The sequence below is a fragment of the Streptococcus cameli genome (assembly GCF_053207365.1).
Genome location: NZ_JBRUIM010000002.1, coordinates 215293 through 231298, shown reverse-complemented (window position 1 = coordinate 231298; position 16006 = coordinate 215293). Strand labels below are relative to the sequence as shown.

The following is a 16006-nucleotide window of genomic DNA, read 5'->3' as shown; positions in this document are numbered from 1 at the left end:
ATGATTACCAAAGAATAATAACTCCTTATTTCAACAGAACTTAACCCAATGAAAAGCCCGTCTTATCGGGCTTTTTTGATTTTCCGTCAGGTTAAATTAAGCTAACTTTAAAAATAATTTGGGGCGAATTTGGGGCAAGTAGCATTCATTTAATTGAATATTGGTAGCCAAACATTTCTGCCAGCAAATCCTCCAATTTCATAATCTCCACCTCCTCATTTTCGCTGATTGTCTCCTCTGGCAATAAGTAGTCCACTATCTTTCCGTTCTTACGTACGATGCGGACATTACTTCTATCAATCTCTCCTGTGACTACTGCTCTATATAAATCGTTTAAATCCATTTGATTACCTCCTTACTTATTTATTCGTAAAACTTTCCGATAAAATAGACATTTTTTAAAATTTCCGTTTTAAAGGCAAACAAAAAAAAGCCCCAGCATTAGCTGAGGCTTAATTTTTATTTAAACGTCCCCCATGCAGGACCGAATCGCTTGCCGTTACGGGTAGCTCCTGTCGCTACATAGTTACGCTGGCCACTGCCACCTATATAGGACACCCAGACATAGCCATTGGTATCGATGATAACCTTATCATACTTAAACGACTTACCTTTGGTATAGGTTGCGACAATCCGCCCTGATGTACCTGGAGCACGTCGCACGTTAATAGCGTCAACTGTAACTGTCATAGTGCCATACTCTGTATAGCTACGTGAGCTACTCGGTGCACTAGATGTTACTTCTGCGCCTGGAGGCGTGATGTAGTGGGCAACGTTACGGGCATATGCTGATGCGCTGTAATAATTACGCACTGGATAACGTTTGCCGCCGTAATTCTGCTCAATTACCACAAGTTGGTCTCCATTGACTGCTTCGATGATGACTACGTGACCATAAGCCCCACCTCGTAATGTGACAATCTGACCAGCCTTAAATGGTCCTGTTGTTGATACGCTCCAACCGTTAGCACCCCAATTGTAAGATGTACCGATATTGTGAGCTGCGATTGTGTCACCAACCGCTCCACTAACCCAACCAATACCAGCACCTAGCCCCACAACAGAACCAGGTGTAATCATGGCCTCATAGTAGCTAGCGAGTCCGTAGCACTCGCCATTCCCAACAGGACGCCCAGAGCCAACCAAGGCCCTAATATTGTTCAATGCTTCATTTACTGTTGTCATTTTCTTCCTCCTTATATATTTCAAAAAATGGGTCTACCACAAAAAGAATAAAAAGAAATGGCACTGTTAAAATTGCCAGCACCATCAATAAAATTATTTTCCCTAGTTTCTTCATAATACCTACTTAGGCTCAGTATAGGTCATAGCATTGTCACTATCGTCTAGCCCTGTTGTAGTTGGGTCATTGACCACCCCAAGCAAAACAAGCAACGTGAGAGCCGTATTGATTACCTCAGAAATATTCTCAGGCAATTTCAGTCCTAACTGTTGAGCAAGCAAGATAATTGTTGCTGCAATAGCTGCTAAGGTTGCTTTATTTTTAAAGCGTAATTTCCAGTTGATTTTCATGGTTTCAGTTCCTTTCTTTAATCATAATTTTTAGTTCTTTGACATCTTCGGTCAGGTTTTTAATCTGTTCAGTCATAGCTACTAGAGCCTGATTTTGTTTGTCATGGTCATCTAGTCGCCGTGTGTGGTCTTTGATTGTTTGCTCTAAAAACGACACTTTAAGCTCAAGAGTATTGATCTTGGTAGCTTGCTCAATACTCTTAGCTTTTAATACATTGTAAAAACCGTACACAGTGATAAAGAAGCCTACAAAAGTAATCAGTGCTTGGTACTCAGGTTTCAAATATTACTCCTCCTTTGGTTCAGTAGTTTGTTCTGATAGCACCTCAATTACTACATCACGTAGATTGAAAAGTTTTGGCACTTGGTCAACTGTATAAGTTCCAGCAACTACAAGAGCTACCCAAGATTTGACGATTTGATGTTTTTTTGTGAATTTCATTGTAAAGTTTCCTTTCTTGATTAAAGTGGTAGCCATAATCAGGCTACTCAGTAAGTTCTTCATTTTGCTTCTCCTGTAAGTTCACCAGAAGAAAATTGAGTGATGACACCCATGACCAGTTCAGTCAATTCAGATACAGCATTATTGACTGCTTGTTCATTCTTGACTGTCGCTGACTTGGCTTCTTCAGTGGCTTCCTCAAGATCCTTGATGGCTTTTTGAGATTTCTCAATCAGCTCATCATATTTTGCGATTTTCTCGCCAATCAGATTGAATTTTTCGTTTTCTGCACGTTGTGGGAAGTTTTCTTGATAGTTCTTCTCCATTGCAAGATCGAACAATTCTCCGTTGTCTTTGTTGATAAAATCAGCTGCAAAGAAAAACGGATAAACAGCACCTTCTGAATTGCCTAAGACAACCCTTGTCTGATACGGTTCACCGCCTACATAGTCAACTGACTTGCTCAAAAATTCTAACTTCATGATTTTCCTTTCTACCTATGCGGTTCTTCTCCACATATAAACTGTAATGTATGGTGGCATATTTGATGGTGTATAGTTGACTTCTGCTGAATTGTTATTTTTTGCGGTTGAAACAACAGTCCTACCAGCATAACTATTTGTAGCAGATAAACCAAACGAAGACCCTACTTTTCTGAGGTCTGATATTGTTTTAGATCCGCCCGTTTTAGAAGATACATTAAAGTCCCCATCGGTTTCATCTACACCAACAAGGACCTTCCCATCTCCAAATCTCTCCCAAGTTCCTCCCATGAATGTGGCAGGGTTTGCTGCATTTGTGCTTTGGTATATAGACCCTATTGGATAGTACTGGTTTAACCCTGGAGAAATCCAGGGGGTCCAATTGCCAGCGTTAATCCTATGACGTTTATAAATGTCACCGCTCGTAGTGATGTAGGTTTGCCAAATCCAATTGCTTGAACCATTATGGACAGAGTCAGCAGACACAATAACCTCTACTACACCCCAAGTTTTTAGATTGTTAGGTTGATTGACAGTGTTATTATTGACAGTGTGAATACCTGCAGTGATAACATCATTGAGGTTTGGAACTGATGGGCCTCTGCTGTAGTGGCCTATAGGAGTTCCGTTTTTACCCCAAATGTCATCACTGGCAAAAATCTCACCTGTAACATCTAAAGAACCCGCTTTACCCTGCTCAACAACTTTGCCGATGCCAACACGACCATCTTTGTCATAGCTCATTACAACACTCTCTGTGGCAACAGTCGCTGAAAACTCAATACTGGTAAATTTATCAGCTAACGTACCAATGACAGTAAACGACTTATTAGCTGGATAGTTGCCCGCCATATTAGCCGCTGAATTCGTCAGCGTGTGCTGGGTTGTAAAAGTGCCTGTGGCACTACCATTATCAGCCGTATAGCTTGTGCTACCTAATGGGGCAACCTTAAAAGTCAAGGTCATTACATTTTTTTGGCTACCAGACAGCGTGATTGGGGCTATTTTAGCATTTCTCACTATCTGAATGATGTTGGGTGTCTCTCTTGTTCTAAGCGCTGTAAAACTCAAAATAGGGGCGAAATACTCAATGACATTGATTGTAATATCTTTAGTATCTGATTGCCTACCTCGACTGTCAAACACACTTGCACGTATAGTAGCAGAACCATTGAAATTCATAACACCCAGCGTACCACCGTTTGAGTTGGTAACTAAGTTTCTATTTACTATCTCTGCCTTATATCCTGTTATAGATGAGCTGTAAGAACCACTTGCACCATTAAAAGTGACTTGGATGTTAGAAATAATCTGCAAGAAATTATTACCTGTTAATAAACCTCTCGCAACACCATTTGTGTCTGTCAAAGTGATGTTAGAAAATGTAGGTTTCATGCTCGCTGGCACATTGGCTGTGAAGCTAACCGATTGTGTGCCTGTTTTTGTACCACCGTTATAAGTATCAACATAGATTGTACCTGTACCGCTTGTGCTATTCGGGATTTCGTTAGCAAAATCATTGGGGATTGTCCAAGTAGTTGAGGTGTCCACGTTAGTCGCAATAGTTCCTGTCTTATTCCCCCAATGGTATCTCAAAGTGTGCTTAAAACTAGAGCTTTCCCTACTGATGTTGATAGTAACTGCACTACCAATGATCCCTGCACCTACGCTGACAGAGCTAGACCGTGGAATTGTTGTTAGTGTGAATGAGTTTCCACCGATAGAAAGCGTACTAGGAGACCAACCTCCGCTACCGCTAAAACTTGCAGAAAAACCAAAAGTTTTTTTACCATCTGCATTATGACTAACAGTGATAGTCTGGTCAATCAACATGATAGTAGAGTTATAACTGGTCATGTTGGGCCGTCCAGAGTAGTTTAATCTCTGACCGTTCAAGTCAACATAAGCGGTACAGTTATATTCTGCAAAGGCTGTAGTCGTATTCAGCAAGGCAAGCCTTACTCTGACCTGACTACTATTCCCTGCGATATTCTGAGAGGTTTGGTCTATCCATAGACGGATACGATAACCTCTATCATTATTCGACCAAAATTCAGCCATTCTAACCTCCTACATATCTGATAACATTCATATCAGGGTTGAGATGATATTGTTCTGTCCTAAATTTTCCAATCTGCACAGATGCAGTAAATATACCATTATCAATATGGATGACCCCTTGACTAATGTACATAACTTCTTTACCAGCAGAAAACATAGAAATTCTATCACTAGATACCTTGAAAGTTGAGCTTGCATCATTTTTACCAATAATTAAGCCCTCATTAGTACTTTTCATATAGGTATCAATAAATGTTTTTAACTCTGCTAGTCCTCCAAATTGAGTTGTTAGTAGCTCAATTCTTCTGCCAGCCTCAATGAGTTCTTTCTCCGCTTGAGCAGATGCTTTAGCGTTATTTTCGATAAAAGCATTGTATGCTTTTTCTAAATCCCCAAGAGCCTCCATTGATGCTTTAGCTTTCATTTCAGCATCTAGTATTTGAGCTTTTTCATTCAAAGCGTTTAGTTGTTCCTGTGTTAAGACTTGGTCAGCTTTTGCATCAATATCAGATTGGATATCTTCCGGCGCCAAAGAATGGTCTTTTGCGACATTACCAGTCTCTAATTGCACATCATCAATTGCTAAAATAGCATTTGATGTAAAGTTGTAAGCGTAGATATAGAATCTAACACCTCTACTAAAATCAGCTTTTCCCTTTTCAAAAGGAACAGCTACATTAACACGTTGCCACTTGCCAATCTCGAAGCTACTAGTATCAAATTGAAATCGACCAGAATGAAAATTATAACTACCAGATTTGTCTATATAGTAAAATCCACCAAAGAGCTTCGTTCCAGCGCCCGTTACAAAGACATCTGCGGATAAAATAAAATTGTTTGTTGTTTGAGGCATCCTATCATCTAAAATTTGATGGATTCCTTTCCAGTTTCTACTACCGTCAGACTCGTTGTAGATGATTGCATTTTTGCGACCTTCAAAGTCCGCTACATATGCATGATAAGACGTTGTCGCATTAGTTACTCCACCATTATAGGTAGTCCAATTTGTGGCTGTTGTATCATAAACTTGACCATCTACTGTAAAACTATTGCCTTTAGCTACTTTTTCAAAATTACTGTTAAGTAGCAGGTTTCTGCCGCCTATTTCAACAGTACCAACCATATCCACCCATTTATATTTTGACGGATCTGTGCTGTCTGCCTGAGTATAGTCAGTGTAGGTTCCAAGATATCGTTTATTGTCTGTTTGAGTAGTGCTAAAACCAGTTCTACCATCTTGACTATCAGCATAGGCAAAATGAATGTATGGCGTTCTGCCATCTGCACCCTTAGCACCTGGCACACCGTTAGCACCATCAGAGCCTTTCCACTTCGTCCAACGATACATGGCAGGGTTGGAGCTATCAGTCGCATTAAAGTCCTGATACATACCAATAAAGGCTTTGGATTGGTCAGTTTGGCTAAATCCTCCACCAGTAGCATTATCAGCGTAAGCAATATGGGTGTACTGAGTTTTTCCATCAGCTCCCTTAGTACCAGGGATACCTTGGTCACCCTTGGCTCCATTTTCTCCCGTTTTTGCCACAGAAAAACCAGTCTCACTAGTATTATCAGTGTATGTCCAGGTAGTCTTAGTCCACAGATATTGTCCAGGAGGAACTGTTGGAACAGTGTTCCCCCAACCTGTGCTAGGGGCATTTGTTCCTGAGCTAGATGAGGCATAGGTAATAGTGGTACTTTCAATGCCTACCCCATCTTTACCTGATACAAGAGAGAGGTTTTTTAAATCCTCCTTAGTAGCCACTTCTTGGTTACTGATACGGATTTGTTTTACATTTAAAACAACCTCTCCCTGCTGATTGATAAATAAAATATCATCCTTTCCGTTAGCTAGGCGAAATTGCTTGATGTCGATTGCATTCCCGCTCAGATTATTGATATTAACATTCCCAAGGTTTTGGTCGCTGACTGGGATAATCTCCCAATCAGTACCGCTCCATTGCTTTAACACGACCGATCGCCCCTGTGGTTCGTACCAAAGGTCTCCGATATTAGCATTGACCGGCCGCTCAACACCTCGATATATCGTATTTTTACCGTTGGCTGACACCTGTATCAGGTTCGTTTGCTCCTTGATGGTTGCCAACTCCTGCTCAACAGACCGTTGTTGATTGGCTTGTTGATAGGACGAGCGCTGAGAAATAGAGCCTAACTCTAATCTTTCAAAACGTTCCGTCAAAGCATCAAAAACGTATTTGACAACTTTAGCAATTGCCTCAAAACCATCTTCCGAATGTTCAACAGTGACCGTATCCCCCAAAAGAACTCTCTCCAGTACTGCAAATTGCTCGTATTCTTTAGTTTTTGACAATTCAACAAAGTCAACTTCATAGCTTGATTCGGGTGTGTCAATCTCGCCAAATAAAGCACGAGATAACTCTCTCATTTTTTCGTAGGCATCTATCACAGGTATAGCATCCTCATCGTCTGCATACTCCCCAATAGCTGCCTTAACTTCTGCAAATTCAACCTTATCTATCCTCGGAAAAGGATATTGACTTAATCTAGGACTATCTACATATTTCTCTGGCAAAAGCACCCCATTGAAGCCCACAGGCATAATACGAGTAACTACCGTCGAGTCATCAATTTTAGCTTTATAGCCAATCAAATTTTTCTTGTGGACAATCTTATAATTTCGATTAAGCCCCATAGTCTGTTTAAAATGGATTGTAAAGTTGTCTCGGTAGATTTCGCCACCAAAGCGAGATACAAAAGACTGGTCTAAACTATTATCCAGTAAAATCTCAACAAGATTTTTCCGAACCACTCGGGACCCTCTCACATCAGGAATATCACTGAAAAATGTGAACGGATGACTATACTGAGCCGAACGGCTCAACTGCTCCAACCACCCCTGCGCTGACTTCCCAACGATGTTTGTATCCTCCACCAGATTAAACGCCAAATCATAAAAAATATGCAAACAAGTGATAGTCAGCATTCCCATGCTTGGCTCACACTGATATACCCTAAAAAGTTGAGGACCAGATGGAGTAGGCGCTTTGATAAGCATTTGGTTTTTGATAGTTTTTCCGTGTTTAGCAGACAAAGGATACTGCAACGTTAAGCTGTAGAGACCGTTTAATTCCTCCTCAACACTCGCACGTTTACAGGCCTTATCCAAAGTCCCCAAACCATGATGCTCAAAGTTCGTCTCATTAGCTCTATAGAGCGTTATCATACGTGACGCCACCTCCCCTCACCAGTTATACGACGAATACTGCCCGAAAAACTCACTTGGTTATCCCCTGGAGCAAAAACAGGATAATCCCCCAAGACATGATGATTCATATCCTGTCCTCCTTTATAAGCATTCCAAGTTTCGCAATCTAATTCAATAAAATCAGCCACATCACGAATGACAAAGGCTTTTCCGTTGACTGTCAGAGTTCCAGATCCATAAACCTTTAAATAAGGTTGCGAAAAGTACGAGCCCGGATTCCTAAGGTTCCCACTTGTCGATAAGTCAAAATCACTCTCCAAATCATACTGGAAAGGGTCGCAAGTAAAAGTAACTGTAAACGCTCCATATTGCTCCTCTTCGTTATCTATCTCAGATATAACCATGCGTTTTATCTTATAAAGTACAGTGTCATCAGAAAGACGAAGGGTCTTCTTACCAAGGAAAAAGGCCTTGATACGTCGCATCAAAGCCTTGACATTGTAAAGTTCCAGTACGTTGTATTGACAATCAAAGGTAATATCTTGATACCCCTTTTCAATCGTCAGAGAGCCGTCCCTACCTGGTATCTCAATAACCTCATAAGACATCTCTGGAGAGGGAATAACAGGGCGCTCGCTCAAGCAACAAAACAAATCATCAGGAAATTCCCCATCTAATAATGTTTTTAACATCAAAACTCCTTTCTAGCGTGTGCCACTAGTCGCAAATTGTCTAAGACTACTCTTGTCAGCCAGCCACTTATCAACTCGTTCAAACAAACGTTCGCTGCTATAATCGCTATCCACCTGAGCAGTCATATTAACCGTATTATAGATAGTAACTTCCTGACCTGACATTCCAGCCGCCTGAAACTGTGCTCGGCCAATATCCCCTAAGACCTTGCTCGTAAGTGGCAAGATAGCTTCAGGACCTGCTTCGCCACCTACCATCAAATTATTCCCATTTCGCCCAAATGCTGTTGGGTTCATCATAATACCACCGTCCTTATACCAAGAAATGCCAAACTTAGGTACCCGTGGAGGATTGATACTAAATCCGCCTGTAATACTGATGTGCGGTAATTTAAGGTGTGGTAATGACCAACTAAAGTTCATAATCGATTTGATAGTTGAAATAGCATTTGACACGGCATTCTTAGCCCCGTTGATAGCATTCGATATCGTGCTTCTGATGTTTTCGAATACGGATGAAGCTGTGTTTTTTGCACTATTAAATCCATTAGAGATAGTAGACTTAACATTGTCAATGGCCCCTGAGACAGTTCCTCTAATCGTAGACCAAACTGATGAAAGCGTCGAACTGATTGATCTCCATATAGATGATGTTGTTGAAGAGACATTAGACCATGCTGACGAAATGACCCCAGAAACAGCATTAAAGACACTAGAAGCAGTTGACGAAATCTTGTTCCATATTCCTGATAGAAAGCTAACGATAGATTGCCATACCGAAGACGCCACAGATGAGACAGTCTGCCAAGTGGATGATAAGAAATTAGAAATACTGGTGAAAATACTTTCAGCAGTAGCTTTCAGAGTTTCCCATATCGGCATAACGAAACCAACTATAGCTTGCCAAGCGTTAGAAAATGCTGATTTGACAGTTTCCCACATAGTGGCGAACCAGTTTGCCAAACCCATCCAAAATTCTTGCGTAAACGCCCAGAAAATTTCCCAAGCTAGTCTAAGTGGTGTAGAAACCAAGAGCCATCCAATGTTAAAAGCCTCTTTGATTAGTAGCCAAACGAATGTAAACACATTGACAAGGGTATCCCAAAGACCTTTTGCACTTTCAATGAAGCTAGTCCATGTTTCACTTAGCCAAATGGTTATGCCTTCCCAAATTTCGACAGTTTTATCTTTTACAGCTGTCCATTTTTCAGCAAACCACTCGCCAATTGGTTCAAAAAATGCCTTTATTTTTTCCCAAGCTTGACCTACCCAAGCGACAATTTCGTCCCAGTGAGTCACTACCAATGCGACCAATGCGACGAGCGCTGCACCTATCAACACCGGCCAAGAAAAGATAGCTGTGACAATTGATCCTAGTGCAGGTACTAATGTTCCAGTAATCCAAGCCCCTACACCGGCAAGAGCCCCTCCACTGCCAAAAAGAGCGGCTATGCTCCCTATAGCACTCGCTATTTTTCCCACAAAGATTAATACAGGTCCAACCGCCGCCAAAATAGCCCCCACAATCATGATGAGCTCCTGGGCTGGTTTAGGCATATTAGCAAACCCGTTCGCTATATCGCTAATGACTTCAAATACAGGGGTCAAAGCATCAAGAGCTCCAGAGATGGCATCCATCAATGGACCTCCAAACTCTATAGCGATATCATTGATTTTGTTCTTAACGACACCTAGTTTACTTTCAAACGTCTCGTAACGTTTAGCAACCTCTTCAGAAAGAGCTGTATTGTCTCTAAATGCACTGTTCGCACGTTCGAACGCTCCCGGCAGTAAATCACCAGCTGAGGCTAAACGTTTAATCGTGTCTGTCTCACGAATTCCAGTTATACCTAATTCGCTTAGTACCTTGTCTAAGTTCTCTCCGCTTTCGGTTACTTCTCCAAGGCCTTTGACAAATTTAGTAATGGCTTCAGTTGGTTTTTCTTTCCACAATTTCGCAAATTCATCAGAAGTCATTCCTGCTTGTTTTGCGAAAAGGTCCAGACTTTCTCCGCCTTCAAAGACAGCTGTATTGATCTTCTTCATGACTGTGCTCATGGCAGTACCACCAGCTTCGGCACTAAGTCCAACAGAGGACATCGCAGCAGACATGGCCATGATTTCCGCCTCAGTTAACCCTATTTGATCACCTGCAGCAGCAAGCCTTAGACCGAGTTCGACAATTTCGCTCTCAGTGGTTGCCATGTTATTTCCGAGCTCTACAATAGTAGAACCTAGTCTGTCAAATTGATCTTGAGGTAGTCCGGTAATATTTGCTAATCGAGCCAGTGCAGTTGCTGCTTCTTCAGAGGATATGTTGGTTGCCTGCCCCATGTCAATCATGGTTCGAGTGAAATCTAGGACATTTTCTGTCTTAATCCCCAACTGCCCTGCCGCCTCAGCGACGCTAGCTATTTCAGTTGTGCTAGCAGGAATTTCTTTAGCCATCTCACGAATACCAGCTCTCAAGTCATCATAGCTGACAATGACCTTGCCATTGGCATCCACCACTTCATCGTTGGTTTTCATGACGCCAGCAAAAGCGGATTCAAAATCGCTTGCTGCCTTAACTGCCAATCCTGTACCAGCGACGATTGGAACGGTTAATCCTGTTGTCAATGACTTACCAACTGATTGGAGTTTCTCCCCTGTCTTCTTGGCTTTGTCGCCAAATTGACCAATCTTATCATTGGCCTTCTCAGATTCATTGGCATACTCTTGAAATGCGGTCTTAGCTTCAAGTAACTCACGCTCTAGCTTATCAACTTCCTGACTGCTTTCACCATATTCAGATTTTGCAAGTTCAAGTTGCTTTTCCAAATTTTGGACTTGCTTGCCAGTGTTCTCCATCTGATCAGCAAGTTCTCGCTTCTTGATTTTAAGCTTGTCTGATTCTTTGGCATTATTCCCAAGTTCAGCTCTTTCAAGCCTATACTTGGCAGCAATCTTGTCTGTTGATTCATTCAAGCGTTCTTGTTCGGCTTTTAACGTCGCTAATTTCTCTTTTCGGTCCTGCGAAGCCATAGCTGACTGACTAACTGCCTGACGTTCTTTATCTAGAGCACTCTTTGTTTGCTCGATAGAATTCTTGAGGAATTCTTCATTCTTCTTAGCATCTAATAGCTTGTTTGTCCAGAGCTGAGTTTCTTTTGAGTTTTCACCAGTTGCTTTAGTGACTTCTCTTAACCCTTGTTCGACCAACTTCGTCTTTTCTTTAGCAAGATCATACTCACTCGTCAGCTTGGTTAGTTTGCTTTCGAGCTTGTCCGTCTCACTGGCAGTTAGACGCATCTGTTCTTGTTGCAGACGAAATTCTTTGTTTAAGGTAGTCACTTTGGAATTCATCTCGGAAATGCCTTTGTTAAATTCCGAATTGATAACCTTATAGGTAACTTTTACTTCTGATTTTTTAGCCATCCATCCTCCTTCCTAATCGTTTTTCATGGATAATTGGTTACTAAAAAAATAAACAAGCGCTGAGAATCGCAATCTCAGCGCTTGTTTTAGTCACTATTTTTCCAAAGCTCTATCGCAACCTTACAACCTGTCATCTCTTCGATTTCTGTTATAGTCATCTCAAGTAATAGGTTCATTTCAAACTCAAAAACAAAAGCATAGTAATACAGAAATTCCTCAATTTCCATTTTTTCAAAATCGATTTTAGGAGTTCGGCGTTTACTTTTTTCTTTAGGCTTTTTGGTTGCTCTTTCAAACGCTAGTTGGAGTTGGCTTTTTTGGGCTTTTTTCCGCCTTGGACAATCTGGCTATAAATCTGACTAGCGATTTCAAGGTCAAAAACCACATTCTTTTCAAATTCAGCCTGAGAGAGCTGGCCTCCTGCTGCACGATAAGCAACGAAAGGCGCATTCTCCAAATCCTTATCATTAATGTTAGGATTAGCACCACCGTTCTTCATTGCACTCGCAAAGGCATTTTGAGTCAACAAGCCATCTTTCTTAGCTTTTTTCCAGTCGTACATAGTAATAGGAGTCCTGATTGGTACAGTTTCTCCGTTCGCAAATTTAATCTCTGTAATATTTTCAGCCATGCTTTACCTTTCTTAAACTACCTTTGCTACAAGTTCTGGTGTAAATGTTTTATTCCAACCAGTCTTCACGCTATCATCATCAAGATCGCCTTCAAACGCTTCATAGTAACAATAGCCATTCTCATCAAACATGGCAGAGAAATTGATTTCCACTTCGGCAATCTCTTCCTGACCATTCGTGATAGTAAATTTCAAACCATCAGTAAATGTGATGTTAGGGAATGCTATCAACTTCTTGTTCTCACGACCAAGGTCATACACATCAAACGTGATAAGACCGCTAGCGCCAACAGAAGCTTTCCCATACCCGTGAATACCTTTCTTTAGAGCATTGTTTGTCAAACCAAAGACATTACGCAACACACCAACAGGCATGTGCCCCTTGAACGTACCATTTAATTTTTCAATAACAGTAACTTCTTTAGCGACTTTCCCCTCGCATTTTTTAGTGATAGTTTTTGTTTCAGCCTCTACTGAGATTTCCCCAGTACAGCCAAGTTTAACGGCTTCTTGTAGCACGTTCTTGCTTTTTAATCGAAACTGACCATTTGTGATTTCAAACTGATCAAATTGTTCTAAAACATCAAATTCCATTCTGTCCTCCTAGACACTTAATAATTCTTCTTGCGCTCGGACCAGTTCATCAATAACATAGTCCAAGATGATATCTTCCCTCGATGCCAGTCCCTTTTCAAAGAACTGTTGAGCAACAGGGTTGCTCGGACCTCGTCCTTCATTTGGAAAGACCAGGTAACCATACGAGCCTTTATTATTAGCAGCTCCACCTTTAGTAATGACATCAAAGCCGAGATTAAACATGACCTCTTTCAAAGGATTTGAAAATTTGGCATGTTTTTTATTTCTCTTACTCACAGGCATAAAGCCAATAATCCCCTGTATCACTTCCTTAGCGCCCCTGTCTTTCAAGACACGGTTGACCACTTCTTCGGACTTTGAGGGGATTTTAGACATAGCCTCAACTAATCTCTGAGAGCCAGAGTAATCTAAAGTCGCTCTATTAGCCATGTATCACCTCTCAACCTTGATGACCTGATGAAATGTCAAAGTCCTTGCGACAGCTTGCTCCTCAGTGTTAAGCAAACTCCCACGTTCGATTTCTGACCGGTCAAAGACCAAGCGACAAAGCTTCATCTTCTCAATCAATTCCAGTTCGTCAAAGGTCGCGCCCTCTCGACTAATAAACATCAAGATAAAACTCTTAATGTACTGATTAGCGTGCGTAGAGGGTTCCAGCCCTCCATCGTCCATATAGACAAAAAACGATGGGCTATCAGCCACCTCATCCCGTCCAACATCACTGTCAAAGCATGGATAGCCAAAAGAAAGAATTTCTTTTACAATTCTCTCAATATCAAGTGGTTTGGATAAAATTTCCACCATCCCAATACCCCACCTTTCTAAGGAATAAATACATGTACTCCTGATTATGGTCGATGTCCAAGCCTTCAACGTCATAAAGTGAGTGATTGATTTTAACCTTATGAGATTTTTCAAAATCCTTGACATAAAAGCATTTTACTTTAACATCTACGGCAGATAGACTAGACACTTGATAAGTATCAAATCGAGCATTGATAGACTGATAAGAGAAGAAGAGGGAGCCGATTTCAACGAACCCCTCCCCAAGTTTCTTAGCAGTCGCTATATCACGCTTGGTTTTAACTTGACCATATTCAAGCAATCCATCATTGAGAGGTGTTTCATTTCGAGTTCTATTTGCCCTCATTCTTCCTTCCTCTCTTTAAATCGTTTCAACCCATTGTCGTGTTGCAAGCGCAGTAACTGTCTTTTGTAATTTTCCTCAAACATAGACCCTGTACCAGACCAGGTATATCGGCAATAAGCTTTTAAAAGCCTACGAGCGAGACCAGCTTCCGAAAATTCACTGGGACCACAAATGCTGTTAATCTCGGACTTCCCATCCTCAATCAATTCCAAAATTTCAGAGTCTTGATAATTCCAAGTCACCCGAAGATGTAACTTGATATCTTTTAACAAATCTTCTTTCACTTCCTCGCTCATAGCGTCTCCTGTTCTAGCCTAAAAGTTCTAAAAGCTCTGTCTTGTTGGCAGACTTTTTAAAAGCAATACCACGCTCTGTCAATAGGGCTTGTAGCTTAGTGACAGACAACTTCGACAAATCCTCTGTTTGAGTAGCTTCCTCAACTTCAGAGGCATCATCTTTACTAACTTTCTTGACAAAAGGCCTATTGTAGCTGTTTTCTCCTGCTAACTGTCGGAATCGTTCATCACTAACCTCAAACACCTCGCCAAATTGGCGAAGTGTTCCAGTTGCTTTATCTTTAAAACTTTCAGTAACCTCGACGGTAATAAGTTTCATAACTTACCTCCTAAATTTCTGGAGTCGGATTGATTGTATCTTCTGACTTGATTTTGGCAGCATCTTCTAAGTTGGCAACTGTTGCACCATCAACTGATGAGATATCGGCCACGAAGAATGCATTAGGATTCTTAGCGATACCTTTACCAAAGAATTTTGCAACATAGAGGTCCATGTCCTCAATCGCAAGAGTCTCTTTGTACTCTGTAATGGTAACATCGCTAGCAACTACCAAGAGATAGTTCTTCAAGACACCGAACACCATTTTGTTTTCCGGCACAGCATGAGTCGTGATAATGTTTTCACCAGTTGGCAACTGAGCCGTTACCCATACACCAGCTTGTGTTTGATAAGCAAGAGATGGATAGAGCTTAGCCCAGTAGCTCATTGGATTTACAAGAACAGAAACAAGTCCGTTATCTGTTTTAGCTTTGGCGAGTGCTGCACGCACGCCAGCAAGCGTCTTAGGTTCTAAATTCGCTAATGTAATTGTTTCTTTTTCAGGATATACACCACCTGTGTCGCCTGATAGTTTGCGCATCATACCAAGTGGTTTTTTATCCCCATCACCATTAACAATCGCTTCTTCAAGAGATGCAGCCATAACTTCTTGAAGGAAAGTTACAATATAGCTAGCCAACCAAGATGGTCCAAGTTCAAAATACCCTTTAGGCAATGCCACATAGCCAGACAGCTTGGATGCGGAAATGTCCAATTCTTTGAAAGAATCAAGCAAAATTTGCTTAATATCCGCTGGGATAGTTCCCCAGAAAGCACGTTTGGTTGTAGCATCACCGTAGACAAACTTGCCACGAGCAGTCCCTTTCTGCACATCAACCAACGAGATGATTGGGTGCTCTTGGACAAGGTTGCGGTAGATGTCTTCGATGATCGTTTCAGGGAATTGATTTACGAGCCCTGTAATGGTTTGTTTCTCAACAGCTTCGTTAAAGAATTTCTTCTCCTTGCTAGTTAGTTTACGACGCAAACCACGCTCAGCCAAGATAGCTTCATCTTGAAGTCCTTCTTGGAAGGTGTCTGCTGCTGCTTTAATTTGAGACGTTACACTTGTTTCAAGGCCTTCAACAAAGTTTTGGAAAGCAACTTTTTGAGCGCCCTCATCATCAGTCTGTAAAGCCAAGAAAAGCTGTTCACGGAAATCGTTCATGGTTTCGTTAGTGAAATCTGGATTTTTCATT

At 41.3% G+C, this 16006-nt stretch carries 19 protein-coding genes; all 19 read right to left on the bottom strand.

Annotation, left to right across the window (positions count from 1 at the left end):
• Positions 1-145: 145 nt before the first annotated feature.
• The 19 genes from ACVR1I_RS06705 to ACVR1I_RS06615 all read right to left on the bottom strand — a co-directional run bounded on the left by ACVR1I_RS06705 (position 146) and on the right by ACVR1I_RS06615 (position 16005).
• The gene (locus ACVR1I_RS06705) at positions 146-343 is read right to left on the bottom strand and encodes a competence regulator inhibitor paratox (RefSeq protein ID WP_447443255.1); all 198 of its coding nucleotides are present in this window, start codon (positions 341-343) and stop codon (positions 146-148) included.
• Positions 344-459: 116 nt separating this feature from the next.
• Complete coding sequence (locus tag ACVR1I_RS06700) at positions 460-1185, bottom strand: PlySs2 family phage lysin (protein ID WP_447443254.1); 726 nt, start codon at positions 1183-1185, stop codon at positions 460-462.
• 120 nt (positions 1186-1305) lie between these two features.
• Entirely contained in the window at positions 1306-1533 is a 228-nt protein-coding gene (locus tag ACVR1I_RS06695) for a phage holin (RefSeq protein ID WP_447443253.1), read from the bottom strand.
• 4 nt (positions 1534-1537) lie between these two features.
• The gene (locus ACVR1I_RS06690; RefSeq protein ID WP_447443252.1) at positions 1538-1816 is read right to left on the bottom strand and encodes a DUF7365 family protein; all 279 of its coding nucleotides are present in this window, start codon (positions 1814-1816) and stop codon (positions 1538-1540) included.
• Positions 1817-1819: 3 nt separating this feature from the next.
• A complete protein-coding gene (locus ACVR1I_RS06685; RefSeq protein WP_447443251.1) occupies positions 1820-2038 on the bottom strand; it encodes a hypothetical protein in 219 nt (72 codons plus the stop codon).
• Positions 2035-2457 (bottom strand): DUF1366 domain-containing protein, encoded by a 423-nt coding sequence (locus ACVR1I_RS06680; protein WP_447443250.1) that lies wholly within the window; start codon positions 2455-2457, stop codon positions 2035-2037. The genes ACVR1I_RS06685 and ACVR1I_RS06680 overlap by 4 nt, the downstream gene beginning before the upstream one ends.
• Positions 2458-2472: 15 nt before the next feature.
• The gene (locus tag ACVR1I_RS06675) at positions 2473-4518 is read right to left on the bottom strand and encodes a DUF859 family phage minor structural protein (protein WP_447443249.1); all 2046 of its coding nucleotides are present in this window, start codon (positions 4516-4518) and stop codon (positions 2473-2475) included.
• Between the two features lies 1 nt (position 4519).
• The gene (locus ACVR1I_RS06670) at positions 4520-7723 is read right to left on the bottom strand and encodes a phage tail spike protein (protein ID WP_447443248.1); all 3204 of its coding nucleotides are present in this window, start codon (positions 7721-7723) and stop codon (positions 4520-4522) included.
• The gene (locus ACVR1I_RS06665; RefSeq protein ID WP_447443247.1) at positions 7720-8397 is read right to left on the bottom strand and encodes a hypothetical protein; all 678 of its coding nucleotides are present in this window, start codon (positions 8395-8397) and stop codon (positions 7720-7722) included. Before ACVR1I_RS06665 ends, ACVR1I_RS06670 begins: the two co-directional genes overlap by 4 nt.
• Before the next feature lie 12 nt (positions 8398-8409).
• Positions 8410-11814: a phage tail tape measure protein gene (locus tag ACVR1I_RS06660; RefSeq protein ID WP_447443246.1), complete on the bottom strand. Its 3405-nt coding sequence runs from the start codon at positions 11812-11814 to the stop codon at positions 8410-8412.
• Positions 11815-11900: 86 nt separating this feature from the next.
• On the bottom strand, positions 11901-12041 hold the full coding sequence (locus ACVR1I_RS06655; RefSeq protein ID WP_447443245.1) for a hypothetical protein: 141 nt from the start codon (positions 12039-12041) through the stop codon (positions 11901-11903).
• A gap of 71 nt (positions 12042-12112) precedes the next feature.
• Positions 12113-12445 (bottom strand): hypothetical protein, encoded by a 333-nt coding sequence (locus tag ACVR1I_RS06650; protein ID WP_447443244.1) that lies wholly within the window; start codon positions 12443-12445, stop codon positions 12113-12115.
• Positions 12446-12457: 12 nt separating this feature from the next.
• The gene (locus tag ACVR1I_RS06645; protein ID WP_447443243.1) at positions 12458-13039 is read right to left on the bottom strand and encodes a phage tail protein; all 582 of its coding nucleotides are present in this window, start codon (positions 13037-13039) and stop codon (positions 12458-12460) included.
• A gap of 9 nt (positions 13040-13048) precedes the next feature.
• Entirely contained in the window at positions 13049-13471 is a 423-nt protein-coding gene (locus ACVR1I_RS06640) for a hypothetical protein (RefSeq protein WP_447443242.1), read from the bottom strand.
• Positions 13472-13474: 3 nt separating this feature from the next.
• A complete protein-coding gene (locus ACVR1I_RS06635) occupies positions 13475-13846 on the bottom strand; it encodes a hypothetical protein (protein ID WP_447443241.1) in 372 nt (123 codons plus the stop codon).
• Entirely contained in the window at positions 13818-14192 is a 375-nt protein-coding gene (locus ACVR1I_RS06630) for a phage head-tail adapter protein (RefSeq protein ID WP_447443240.1), read from the bottom strand. Before ACVR1I_RS06630 ends, ACVR1I_RS06635 begins: the two co-directional genes overlap by 29 nt.
• Positions 14189-14488, bottom strand: coding sequence for a phage gp6-like head-tail connector protein (locus ACVR1I_RS06625; RefSeq protein ID WP_447443239.1), 300 nt, complete (start codon positions 14486-14488; stop codon positions 14189-14191). Before ACVR1I_RS06625 ends, ACVR1I_RS06630 begins: the two co-directional genes overlap by 4 nt.
• A gap of 13 nt (positions 14489-14501) precedes the next feature.
• Positions 14502-14807: a hypothetical protein gene (locus tag ACVR1I_RS06620; RefSeq protein ID WP_447443238.1), complete on the bottom strand. Its 306-nt coding sequence runs from the start codon at positions 14805-14807 to the stop codon at positions 14502-14504.
• 10 nt (positions 14808-14817) lie between these two features.
• Entirely contained in the window at positions 14818-16005 is a 1188-nt protein-coding gene (locus ACVR1I_RS06615; RefSeq protein ID WP_447443237.1) for a phage major capsid protein, read from the bottom strand.
• Position 16006: the final 1 nt, after the last annotated feature.